This is a genomic window from Flavobacterium sp. FlaQc-47 (genome assembly GCF_044006475.1).
GTDB lineage: Bacteria > Bacteroidota > Bacteroidia > Flavobacteriales > Flavobacteriaceae > Flavobacterium.
The window spans coordinates 809,657-823,341 of sequence record NZ_JBIPCQ010000001.1 but is presented as its reverse complement, the minus strand read 5'-3'; the positions used below and the strand labels follow the sequence as shown (position 1 = coordinate 823,341).

Here is a 13,685-nt window from a genome sequence, read left to right as displayed (position 1 = left end):
ATTATTTTTGTTGAAAAAACAGTAAAAAACGAAACTTTTATAAAATCAAAAATCAAGTTGCAAAACGATGCAACTTGATTTTCTTCTTGCCCATTATTCTTAAAAAGAATTTAAACAAAACCAACTTCCAAATGGTCTCTTCGATTTATATTTCATATTGAATATCAATTGATTACAACAAAAACATAAAACTATTTCTGAATAATGATAAAGTCTGAGCGTCTGTTTAACAAATGTTCTTCTTCTGTACATTTCACTCCATTTTTACATTTATTGATTAATCGGGTTTCTCCGTAACCTATTGCGCTTTCTATTCTTGAGGGATCAATTTGCTGTGAAACAATATAATCTCGTGTAGATTTTGCTCTGTTATCAGAAAGTTTCAGGTTGTAGGCATCTTTTCCGCGGGAATCTGTGTGCGATTCTATTTTGATTCTGATGTTAGGAAATTTTCTCATAATGAAAACCACTTTAGACAATTCCTCAATAGCCAGAGGTGTAATGTCCGATTTGTCGTAATCAAAATAAATTGGGTTCACGTCTACCTTTTCCACACCTTTCTTTTTAACGACTAAGTCATCGTAATTACTTAATTCGAAATTGACATCGATAATTTCGCCTTCATTTTCCTTTGTTGTTTCAACTGTTTTTTCGTCGTTACTGTAATTTGTTTTTGTAGCGACTAATCGAACTGTTTTATTACAGGGAACTGTTACGGCATATTTTCCTTCAAAATTTGTTTTGGTTTCTGCCAGAATCTCGTTAAAGGAATTGTAGGCAACAATTGTAACATCAGTTATTGGCAATTTCGATTTTCTGTCAGATGCTTTTCCTGAGATATTCTGATTGCAAACTGGTTCTCCTTTTACAAAGGAATAGATATCATCATCGCCTTTACCTCCTGCTCTGTTTGACGAAACATATCCATAAGTTCCTGTTCTGTCAATTATAAAAGTAAAATCATCTTTGTTACTGTTTATTGGTGTTCCAAGATTTCGCGGAGTGGTGAAACTTCCATCTGATAAAAATTTACTTTCATATACATCTAAATCTCCAAGTCCGTAATGTCCATCTGAAGAAAAATAAAGTATTCCGTTACGGAAAAATGGAAAAAGATCATTTCCGATAGTATTAATTTTTGGCCCCAGATTTTGTGGTGAACTCATTGTACCGTCATCGGCAATTTTTACTACGTATAAATCTGTTTCGCCATAACCACCAGGCATATCTGATGCAAAGAAAAGCCATTGTCCGTCGTCGCTTAAACAAGGATGTCCAACTGAATAGGCATCGTTATCAAAAAAAACTTTTTGTGGATTTTCGAGTTTTCCGTCTATTATATCACCTTTAAGAATTTGAAAATTATTGATTTTGTCTCTATCAATAACTAATTTGTTTTTTTTGACGATGTTGGTAGAATAATACATTGTTTTTCCGTTGGCATCAAAACTTGCCGTTGCTTCATGATATTTTGTCATTACGTTAGGAATAAACAAGGTTTCATTGAACAGACTTCCGTCAGCAGGATTTCTTTCAGAAACATATAAATTCAGAAACGGCTGATTGTTCCAGTTGTATAGTTTATCGCTGAACTTTGTAGTGTCTCTTGCTGATGTAAATACAATTCGATCCTGATAAAACGTTGCTCCAAAATCTGATTTACCGGTGTTTATATCTAAATTTTTAATGGTGTAAAGAGACTTTGCTTTCGCTAAACTATCGAGTTGCTTTTTCTGGGCAACATATCGATTGATTTCTTTTTGGTCTCCTTTTTTATTCAGATATTCCTTTGTGATTTTATCAGCATCGTCATAATCCATAACCGCCTTCATTGTTTGAATGTAACGCAGATAATAGATATCGGTTAAATTATTGCCTTGTACTTCGTATAATCTTTTGTACCATTTCAATGCATTTCTGGCATCGGAATTAAAATAATACGAATCTGCAGCATTTTTTAATGTTTGTGCCGATGGATTCTCAATATTCTGCAAACATTCTTCGTAAGCTTTTGATGCATCTGCGTAGGAATAACTTTTAAACAATGCATCTGCCTTTTTTAAATTAGTCTGAGCAAAACCTAATGTAAAACTCAATACTAAACTTAGGATATATAATTTTTTCATAGGGGTTTTGGGTTTAGAAGAATCGGGGTGATTTGATTTTACTTTCTTTTTGAGTAAATTGGTAACGCAAAATGATTTCGTGTGTTCCGTCATTGTATTTGTTTAAATCACTTACGGTGTAATCAAAAGCATATCCGATGTAAAAACTTCTGGATAACTGAAAACCTGCCAATATACTCACAGAATCATCTGTTCTATAGGATCCCCCGATTACAAATTTCTCTGCAATCATAAAATTCGCCGATATATCAGCAGTAAGCGGTGCTCCACTTACTGCTTTTACTAAGAATGCAGGCTTGAATTTTAAATTTGGATTCAAATCAAAAACATACCCTCCCATTAAATAATAATGCAAGCGATCATAATCTATAGATTCCTGAACATCATCATAATAATCATTTTCTAAAAAGCTTGGAATCGAAAATCCCAGATACCATTTATCAGTATAATAATAAATTCCTGCTCCAACTGCTAATTTCATTTGATTATTAATGTTTTGATTTAACAAAACATCATTATTATTGTAAAACCTTCCTTTTGACCAGTCAACATTCAACATTCGCATTCCTGCTTTAAGTCCAAATGCTAATCTTTTTTCATATCCAAGAGGAATTGAATACGAGAAGTTTCCGTCAACATACAATTCGTTTGATGGACCAATTTTGTCATTTACGACGCTTAGTCCTAAACCAATCATCTCATTTACTAGAGGTGAATGTATTGAAAACGATTGTGTTTCTGGTGCTCCATCAATTCCTACCCATTGTGAACGGTGTAAAAGTGTTGCCTCTAATGTTCCCGTAGATCCAGCATAAGCTGGATTTACGGACATTGTGTTGTACATATATTGTGTGTACTCCGGATCTTGCTGTGCACTGGCACAAAATGTGGTAAAAGAACATATTAGAATGAAATACGTTTCTAATGATTTTATATATAGTTTCATAACGATACTTATTAAGTTTAATTAATTAGATGATTAAGCTGCTTATCTCATAATTGATAACCATCCTTTTTTAGCCGTTCCGTCTCCCATGGTTATCACATAAAAATAAGTACCTGTTGGCAGCATATCTCCTCTGTTAATAACTCCTGATACATTGGCGGTTCCGTCCCAATCATTTTCATAATGTTGTTTACTATATACTAATGCGCCATATCTATTATATACTTTCAACTCATTGTTAGGATATGATTCGATACAGTCTATTCTGAAAAGATCATTTGCTCCGTCATTATTAGGAGTGAACTCATTATAAACTGTCAAACAAACGGGAACTACAGTTACTGAAGCCGAATTATTTGATGCATCAACATCTAATGGAGTCGAAATCTCGACAGTTGCAACGTTTGTATAATTACCGCTTGGCAATACTTCGGCAACGATTGTAAGTACAACACTTTGTCCTGCATTTAATGTAGGGATTGTCCAAAGCTGTGTATTTAAATCATATGTGCCTAAAGTGGTACTAGCGCTAATTAAATCGAATCCGCTTGGAAGTAACTCGCTCACTATGGTATTGATAAAGTTACCCTGACCCACATTATTGACTGTTACAGTAAATGTTATCTGCTCACCAAAATTAGGTGTAGGATTACTAACTGTATTTGTTATTGTTAGATCAGAACAAGTTGCTACTGTTACATTTAATGATTTAATGGTTCTTTCATTACAAGTATTAATGTAAGCAACCTCAACTTTACCAGGTCCAATATCAGACCATGAAACTGTTACGGTTCCATCAGCGTTTCCTCCTCCGGAAGTAATTGTACCATTTGTAATTGACCAGACATAATCTGATTTTCCATTAGAAATTGAATACGTAATTCCCTGGAAAACACATGGAGTATCATCTGTTGTCGTGATTGGAACCATCGCATCATTTTCAAACGCAACTGTTATTCCTAACCTCGAAGCGGCCGCACAGCCATTTGTTAAATTACTATTCGCTGCAGCATAATATGTTGTTGCTGTAAGCGGTGTATTTGCTGCTAATGGTGTTCCTCCGTTTGCAGAATTGTAGAATACCACATTTGCTTCATTTACCAAAATACTGGCTACTGTTGGTGCCGCTGATAAACAAAATGTTTGAGTTGTTCTGGGTGCTGTCACTAAAAGCGGAGTGTTAACATTCACTACAACTGCTAATCTATTTGAATTTTCACAACCTGAACCACTTGCCACAACTCCATAATAAGTACCGCTAACTAAAGCTGTTGTTGCGGGAATTGCTGTTCCTCCTGTTGCAGTACTGTACCAAATTACATTGGCTTCGTTTACCTGAATATTAGCAACTGTTGGCGCATTTACAGAACAGAAGTTTTGTGTAGCTGAATTAGTTGTAGGCGTTCCCATAGGATTTACAATGGTGATGGTAACCGCTAAACGAACTGCACTTTTACATCCTGTAATTGGGTCTGTAATTTCTCCATAATAAGTACCTGAACTTAATGCTGTTGTTAAAGGAATTGCTGTTCCTCCGGTTGCAGTACTAAACCACGATACATTACTTTCGTTAACCTGAATACTTGCAAATGTTGGTGCAGCATTTGAACAGAAATTTTGCGCTGCATTGTTTGTCGTTGGATTATTTGAATTTCCAATATTCACGGTAACCTGAAGTCTAACATTACTTTCACAACCAGTAATTGCATCTTTTAATGCTGCGTAATAAGTTCCGCTTGTTAATGCTGTTGTTGCAGGTAATACTGTTCCTCCGGTTGGGGCACTGTACCAAACTATATTTGTTTCGTTTAACTGAATACTTGCTAAAGTTGGATTATTTCCTGAACAGAAGTTTTGAGTTCCCGCAGTTACTAATGTTGGTGTTCCGGGATCAGAAACATTTATAGTTACTGATAATCTTGTTACACTTTCACATCCTGACGCAGGATCTTTTATTACGGCATAATAAGTTCCGCTTGTCAATACTGTAGTTGAGGGAATCACTGTTCCACCTACCAAGTCTGTATACCAAACTATATTTGCCTGATTGAACTGAACACTTGCAAATGTGGGCGCATTTACCTGACAGAAGTTTTGTGTTCCTGCAGTTACCAATGTTGGTGTTCCGGGATCAGAAACATTTATAGTTACCGTTAATCTTAAAGCACTTTCACATAATGTTGTTGGATCTTGTATTACGGCATAATAAGTTCCGCTTGTCAATAATGTAGTTGAAGGAATCACTGTTCCACCCACCAAGTCTGTGTACCAAACTATATTTGCCTGATTGAACTGAACACTTGCAAATGTTGGCGCATTTACCTGACAGAAGTTTTGTGTTCCTGCAGTTACTAATGTTGGTGTTCCGGGATCAGAAACATTTATAGTTACTGATAATCTTGTTACACTTTCACAAAGTGTTGTTGGATCTTTTATTACGGCATAATAAGTTCCACTTGTTAATACTGTAGTTGAAGGAATTACTGTTCCTCCAACCAAGTCTGTGTACCAAACTATATTTGCCTGATTGAATTGAACACTTGCAAATGTTGGCGCATTTACCTGACAGAAGTTTTGTGTTCCTGCAGTTACTAATGTTGGTGTTCCGGGATCAGAAACATTTATAGTTACTGATAATCTTGTTACACTTTCACATCCTGACGCAGGATCTTTTATTATGGCATAATAAGTTCCGCTTGTCAATACTGTAGTTGACGGAATCACTGTTCCACCCACTAAATCTGTATACCAGATAATATTTGCTTCGTTAAACTGAACACTTGCAAATGTGGGCGCATTTACCTGACAGAAGTTTTGTGTTCCTGCAGTTACTAATGTTGGAGTTCCGGGATCAGAAACGTTTATAGTTACTGATAATCTTACGGCACTTTCACAAAGTGTTGTTGGATCTTGTATTACGGCATAATAAGTTCCGCTTGTCAATACTGTAGTTGACGGAATCACTGTTCCACCCACTAAATCTGTGTACCAGATAATATTTGCTTCGTTAAACTGAACGCTTGCAAATGTCGGCGCATTTACCTGACAGAAGTTTTGTGTTCCTGCAGTTACCAATGTTGGTGTACCGGGATCAGAAACATTTATGGTTACTGATAATCTTACGGCACTTTCACAAAGTGTTGTTGGATCCTGGATTACCGCATAATAAGTTCCGCTTGTCAATGCTGTAGTTGACGGAATCACTGTTCCACCCACTAAATCTGTATACCAGATAATATTTGCTTCGTTAAATTGAACGCTTGCAAATGTTGGCGCATTTACCTGACAGAAGTTTTGAGTTCCGGCAGTTACCAATGTTGGTGTTGCAGGAGCTGTTATAGTTACATTTACAACAGATCGAACTGAGCTTTCACAAAGGGTTGCTGGATCTTGTATTGCTCCGTAATAAATTGTTCCGTTTATTAATGCAGTTGTTGGATCTAAAGCAGTTCCTCCTGTTGGTGACAGATACCAGACTACATTTGCCTCATTTGCCTGAAGATTAGTAACTGTTGGATTTGTCGTTGCACAAAAATTTTGAGGATCAGTAGTAGATGTTGGTGTTGCAGGATCATTAACAATAACAGTTGCAACTGCCAGTTCTCCGTTTTTATTTGGACAAGTAGTATCACTTGTAACCGCAACATAATAAGAAATTGGGCTCATTGCTGTTGTTAACCCTGTAGCTGTTAAAACTCCGGCAGGGCTAATAGTATAGGTTACACCGCCAATTATTGCACCATCTGTAACAGGCTGTGTTTTATTAGCATCTAAATACCAGAAGAAAACCGGATTTGTTAAAGCACTTGTTGGTGTTAATGTAGCGGCTGTATCATGACAAATTGAAGCATTGTCAACCAAGATATCAGCTGGCAGAGAACTTGGTAAAATTGTAAATGTTACCTGTTTTCTATCTGCCGGTGCAGTTTCACAAAATTCATCTGAACTAACTCCTGCATAATAGGTATAAGTACCCGGAGCTAATCCTGTCAAAATTAATTGTGGCGTTGTCTCACCAGCAATTTCCTGACTTGTTGTACCATCAAAACTATACCAGTGATATACCGGATTTGTAAGTGCCGGTACACCATTTAAGATCGCGTCTAATGTTACTGTACCAGTTTCAGTACAAACAATAGTATTATTATTTCCGTTTATGGTTACGTTTGCTATTGCAGCTGCAGGAGTTGTGGCTCTAACAATTACTGTTACTTCACCTCTTTCTAAAGCCGGACAACCATAACGAATTGGCTGGATATAATATTTATATGTTCCGGCAGCCAATGTTTCAGGAAGTGTATAAGTCAAACCACTTGCCACCTGATTTCCTCCTGTTGGAGAATCATACCAGGCATAATCAGCACAAGATTTAGGCGTAGCCGTGAGCGTAATAGCTGCTCCGGGACAAACCGTGACAGCATTATCAGGATCACTTCCTATAACTTTAGTATTGGTTACACGATCAATAGTATGAACTCTAAGTTGGTCTAAGACATTTGCAGCACCTCCAAAAGTAATTACAACTTTATCATAAGGCTGTGTTTGTGGTGCAATAATTGTCATTGCCATTGTATCTCCGGCAAGTAATTTTAAAGTCAATAAATTACTTGTGTTTTGGATTGGAGCACCAACAGCGATGTCTCCTGAATAAAGCTGAATAGTAAATCCTGTAAGTAAACCAAGATTTAAAAGAGTTCCGGGTTTTGAAATCGTAATTCTTAAACTATCTCCCACCATACTTGGTGTTCTAAAAGTTGTTGTAAGTTCTGCCGCAGCAAGAACTCCTACTCCTGTAAACATTGTAGCATAAGTAGCAACATCGCCATCAGCTACATTCCAAGGATCAGAAACTCCTACCGTTGTTGTTAATGCCCCAACTCCTAAATCTCTTACACCAGAAAAAATATCTTCAATATCTCCTTGTCCGCAAGCAATTTGTGTTACCGGTTTTTTATAATGTGCATCATAAACATTGATATTTTGTGCCACACTTAAAACAGATCCTAATTGTACACGGATACCATCATAATCCTGAAGACCAGCTGTATTAGAAGGTACAAATGTATATTCGAATGAATTTTGACCCGGTAATAAATTTAATAATGATCCTGATACTGATTGTAAAGTTCCAATATCAACAGGATTATTAGATCCGTCACGTTTAGTTCCTATTACCGAAATATTTTGTCCTACCGCAACCAGACTATTTTGTAAACCTAGTTTCACTGTCACAGGAGTTCCTTTAGGAATTGTTGTTGGCCATTGCAAATTCTGCCATGTTGTTCCAATGCCTAAAAGTCCCAATCCTGTAGTTATTGTTGAAAAAGTTGCCGGATTACCATCTGCAGCCAAAGGTCCGTTAGTAACAGATCCAGTAATAATACTACCTGATAATTGAGAATTAGCATATACTCTTTCTAATAACGAATCACAAGCAGCAGCATCAATAACACTAACGGTTATCGTCTGGCTTACAGTACAAGTTCCAAGAGTAGCAATTACAGTATAACTGTAAACACCAACTGTAGTAAGAATGCCTGTGTTATTTGATGGTAACAAATTACCTTGTTGATCATACCAGGCAACTGTTCCATTTGATGTTGCATTTAATGCAACCGAACTTCCTGTTGTAACAGCAATAGAACTTGTTACTCCGGTTAGTGTTGGTAACGGATTAACAGTTACAATTACTTGTTCTCTTAAAGATGGACAAGCAACGCCTGTTGTTTGTGCCTCAATAAAATAAGTGCCACTTGCCAGAATATTTGAAGCAGCAAGATCTGTAATTGGATTATTGGCTACATCAAAGAAAGTATAAGTTGTATTTCCTGATGTATCTAAATTTGTGATAGCATCTTTTAAATTTGCCGTACCACAACGAACTAGCGGAGTCTGAACTGTTAAAGCTGATTCGGCAGGATCATTTACGATAACTTCTTTTAATGTTCCGTTTAGGTTCTCGCAAGTTCCTCCGTTAAGCACAGAAACATAATAAGTATAAGATGCATTGGGAGTTAATCCGCTAATTGTAAGCGCTCCCGTTGTAGCATCTTTAGAAAAAGTTGCTCCCGGCTGAGAAGCAACAACAGATCCTGTTATAATTTCCTGAGTTTTATTCTGATCAGTATAATATCTAAATGTGGCTCCCGCTAAAGCAGAAGTTGGATTCAATACAATACCTCCCGCACATGAAGCTGTTAAAGGACTTGCAATAGTAATATCAGCTGCTGTTGGAATTGGTAGTACAGTAATTGTAACAGGCTGACGAACGCTATTAATACAAGTTCCTCCGCGTGTTGCTTCTAAATAATAAATAGTAGTAGCATTTAACGGAACAGTTGGATTAACTGCCACGATATTTCCCCCTGTTGGAGCATCATACCATGTAAAAGTTTCTGTTCCTGTAGAAATTGCAGTTAATGTAGCAGTTCCTCCTGCACAAATTGGCGCTGTTGCTCCTGTTATTGTTGCATCCGGAAATCTATAGGAAGCTTCATAAATATCTAAAGTGGTTAATAATGTCGCAACTGCTCCTCCTATTCTGATTTCTATTTTATCAAATGGTGCAGTAGCATTAAAACTTACTTTGAATTTACTTCCTGATAATAGTTGCAGGCTCAGTAAATTGTTAGTCAGTAAACGTCTGTCATTATTGTAAGTTGCACCATTATAAGTTGCCAAACTAATTCCGCCCCCTAATAATGAAACATCAGCAAGACCAGCCGGTAATCCTAATTCGACATCAATAATATCTCCCGCCTGACCTGGAGTAGGAAAAGTTAATTGCTGTTGTATATAGGCACCAACTGCCGCAACGGGTGTAAAAAGAGTTGCAAATGTATTTATATTTCCATCTACAGAACTATTTTGATTTGCAGAGGTACACAAAGTACAAAGCAAACCATCTGTCGTAGTTACTTGAAAATTGGGTTGCAAACAGCTGTTAATAGTATTAATTACCATAACATTAATTACAGCTCTTGTACTACTTGTACAATCTGATGCTCCAGCTATTGCCTCAACATAGAATGTTTTATTCGCTGTCAAAGCTGGGTTTGGACTATAAGTATTGGAACTCGCCTGTAAAAGATTTCCCCCAGTAGGTGCATCATACCAGTTATAGGTTGTGCCAGCCTGTGCCGTCACTGCTAAAATTACATCCTGACCAGACTGAATGATAACATTTGAAGATACCGGAACAGCCGCAGGTGGTCGTTCATTTACATTTACAATAGCCTGTGATCTGGTTGGACTTAAACAAGTTCCAATGACTGCCTCAATATGATATGAAGTACTAGCAGTTAAATTTGGTGTTGTATAAGATGTTCCCGTAAATAATAAATTCCCACCAGTCGCTGCATCGTACCAATTATAAGTTGTACCTGCAACCGGTGCCTGAATTGTTATAGTAGTCGATTCTCCACTACATAAATTTAGAGGAACAATATTTACTGCTGTTGGAGCCACAGGATTATTTACTGTGACTGTTACCGGAGTTCTTTCGCTCTTAACACAACCATTTCTGGCAACCTCTACATAATAAGTAGTAGTCGCATTCAAAATTGGTGTTGTATAAGATGCTGTTGTAACTAACGGAGTTCCTCCTGTTGCTGTAGTATACCAGCCAACTGTTTCTCCAACAGCTAAATTAGCAAGTAGTGTAGCTGTTTGCCCACTACAAATAGTCGTATTTCCTGAAACTACAGTTGCTTTATATCTATAAGTTGCCTGATAGATATCTAAATTAGTTAAAGCCGTTACTATACCGCCTAATCTAATTTCGACACGATCAAAATTTGCACCGGCAACAATACTGGCTCTAAATCGGTTTCCTGTCAATAACTGTAAAGTAACTAAAGGATTATTGATAAAAATTCTGTCGTTATTAAAGGTTGCTCCATTGTAAGTTGCTAAACTAACGGCTCCTAATAATGAAACATCTGCGATCCCTCCTGGTAATGCTAATTCAACATCAACAATATCACCTGCTTTACCAGGATTATTAAATTGTAATGTTTGTTGGATATATCCGTTTAGCAATCCTACCGGAAGAGTTATTCTGGCTGCAGTTGCACTATTCCCATCAACAGAATTATTTGGAGTTGTAGAAGAACAAAGTACACAAAGTCCGTTTTGAGTAGTTTGTTGGCTATTCGCTTCTAAACATCCCCCTAACGGATTAGGTAAAACGGTCACAGTTACAGGTACTCTGGTAACACTTACACATCCTCCAGCACTATTACGTGACTCAACATAATATGTTTTACTTGCAGTTAAAATAGGAGTTGTAAAAGTATTTGAAGCCCCTAATAATTTAGTACCTCCTGTAGCTACATCATACCAATCTAAAACAACTCCTGCTTCTGTCGTAGAAGCATTCAATGTTGCATTCTGACCAGAGAGTATCGATACACTTTGTGTTAAAACTGTTGGAAGTGCCGGAACCGGACTTGAAGTAACAGTAATAGGAGTTCTTGCTGATATACAGGCACCAATTGATGCCTCAACATAATAATTACTAACTCCTGTAGGCACAGTGGGTGTATATGTACTGCCTGTCGATAATGCAACACCCCCAGTTGCTACATTATACCAGGAATAATTTGTTCCAAGCACTGGATTTATGACTGATAAAGTTGTTGCTTGTGTAGGCCCCGAAGAACAAATCGAAGTTCCTGTAGTACTTATTACAGGTTGTACAGGATCTATCACATTAATAGTAACCGGTATTCTTGCGTCACTTTCACACCCCGCAATTCTTGAAGTACTGATATAATAAGTAGTTGAAGCTGTTAAAGCCGGAGTAGTATAATTGCCATTAGGTGAAAGTGCTGTAGTAGATGTTGGTGAATCATACCATGCTACCGTTGTTCCAGCCGCGGCTGTAGCCGAGAGTGCAACTGGTTGACCAATACAAACAGCTTGTGTTTCTCCATTTGCAATCGTTGGTCTTGCAAATTGTAAGCGTACGTCATAAACTCTTAAATTAGATAACAAACTAACAAGTCCGCCTACTTGTATTCTAACCTGGTCAGCATCACCGGTAAGTGTGTATCTTATAACACCGGTTGTGTTTCCCGCTAACAACTGAATGTTTAGTAACGGACTATTTAATGCAACTGTAGGACCATTGGTACCTGCAATAGAATTTCTTGGCTGAATACTGGCATTAGACAATAAACCAACGTCTAACAAACCAGAATCTGAGCCATAATAAATAACAATTTGATCTCCGGCTCGTGCGGTTTGATTAAATGTTACTGTTTCCTGCGCAAAACAAAGTACACCAAGTGCATTTGTCAAAGTTGCATAAGTACTTAAACTCGAATCATAAGCCAAAGTTGGATTAAGGATTTCGGTTGTACCAAGACACACACCACCAATACCTGAAGTATGAGAAATAGGTCTGCAAAAGGTTTGTGCAAAGTTTTTATTGCATAAAAGCAACAAAAACAATAAACCCAATAATCTCGTCTTTACGATGAGATCATAAAAAGTAAAATTTTTTTTCATAATTTGGAAGATTAGAAAATGGACAATAAAATACCTGTTGCGATAAGCACGTATGCTTAGGCAATTCAAAAAACATTAATAATCAGATAGTTAAAATGAAATTTAAAATCCTAGAATGCTAAGAGTGTAAACTGCATTTCAGTAAAAAAATCATGTTGTATTCAGTATACCAAAGTATACCGAAGAGCATTTTTTATCCTGTAAGAATAAAAAAAGTCTCAAAAATTTTAGGGAATATTGATCTACATCAATCTTCCAAAAGGAGTGATTTGTTATAGGACTAATTTTCATAAAAGAAAATTTAAGTTGATGTAGAGGGGGAAAATTCTAGTTTATATAGAGATGATTCAATATTTATAAAAAGTTGATTAGCCAATTTATAAATTTTATTCTTTAGAATTAATTCTAAAATTGAATCCATTATTTTAATTTGAAGCGTTTTTGAAATTAAAACGCAAAAAAGTTCTTCATTAACAAAGTCTACGCTTGGGCTTTGAAAATAAAAAACTGGCATAACTAAAAAATTGTTGAGAAAAGTTTACATACTTTCTAAAACCAAATTTAACGATACCCTTAGTGATCTTCAATTTGATAATAAATAAATCTAAAATAATATAAATACCTAATGCAAACTTAATAAAGAGAGTAAGTGTCAATTCCATATGCAACTAATTTAAGTTATTCTTAATGTTTCAGTTTTATATCCAAAATTGTCATTCTTCTTATATTACTAATTCAAATAAAAAAATCAGTTCTAAATCTTTTAATTTTAAACTAGTCCGAAAAACAATTTTGTTTAACTTTCTATCCTAAAATTATAAAAAACTAAAATGCAAAACAAGAATAAAATTCTTATTTTTTTTAACATTAAAAATTAAAACATTAAACAAAAACTCGAAACCATCAGAAAAACAAGGACTTTATGATGAAAAAAAATTGTTATAAATATCACAAAATTAAATATCTGTTTTTTATAAAACAACAAAAAGTAAGTTTAGTATTACTTTTAAAACAGCGCAATCGGTTGAGGAACAGGTGTAAAATAAAAATTGAAAAGTAAAACTTACAATTTAAAGCTATAAAAATGATTCTTTGCAGAA

General features: G+C 36.0%; 3 protein-coding genes. All 3 read right to left on the bottom strand.

Annotation, left to right across the window (positions count from 1 at the left end; genetic code table 11):
• Positions 1–191: 191 nt before the first annotated feature.
• Genes ACHRVX_RS03345 through ACHRVX_RS03335 form a run of 3 tightly spaced genes read right to left on the bottom strand, consistent with a single transcriptional unit; the run spans position 192 to position 12,585 of the window.
• A complete protein-coding gene (locus ACHRVX_RS03345; RefSeq protein ID WP_395329168.1) occupies positions 192–2,126 on the bottom strand; it encodes an OmpA family protein in 1,935 nt (644 codons plus the stop codon).
• A gap of 13 nt (positions 2,127–2,139) precedes the next feature.
• Positions 2,140–3,072, bottom strand: a complete 933-nt coding sequence (locus tag ACHRVX_RS03340) for a type IX secretion system membrane protein PorP/SprF (RefSeq protein WP_395329166.1) — start codon at positions 3,070–3,072, stop codon at positions 2,140–2,142.
• 42 nt (positions 3,073–3,114) lie between these two features.
• Positions 3,115–12,585 carry a gliding motility-associated C-terminal domain-containing protein gene (locus ACHRVX_RS03335; protein WP_395329163.1) on the bottom strand — a complete coding sequence of 3,157 codons (9,471 nt, stop codon included), beginning with the start codon at positions 12,583–12,585 and terminating at the stop codon, positions 3,115–3,117.
• Positions 12,586–13,685: the final 1,100 nt, after the last annotated feature.

Excerpts from the sequence above, each read along its gene's own strand:
- ACHRVX_RS03345 (WP_395329168.1), bottom strand. The coding sequence starts at position 2,126 with ATGAAAAAATTATATATCCTAAGTTTAGTATTGAGTTTTACATTAGGT.
- ACHRVX_RS03335 (WP_395329163.1), bottom strand. The coding sequence starts at position 12,585 with ATGAAAAAAAATTTTACTTTTTATGATCTCATCGTAAAGACGAGATTA.
- ACHRVX_RS03340 (WP_395329166.1), bottom strand. The coding sequence starts at position 3,072 with ATGAAACTATATATAAAATCATTAGAAACGTATTTCATTCTAATATGT.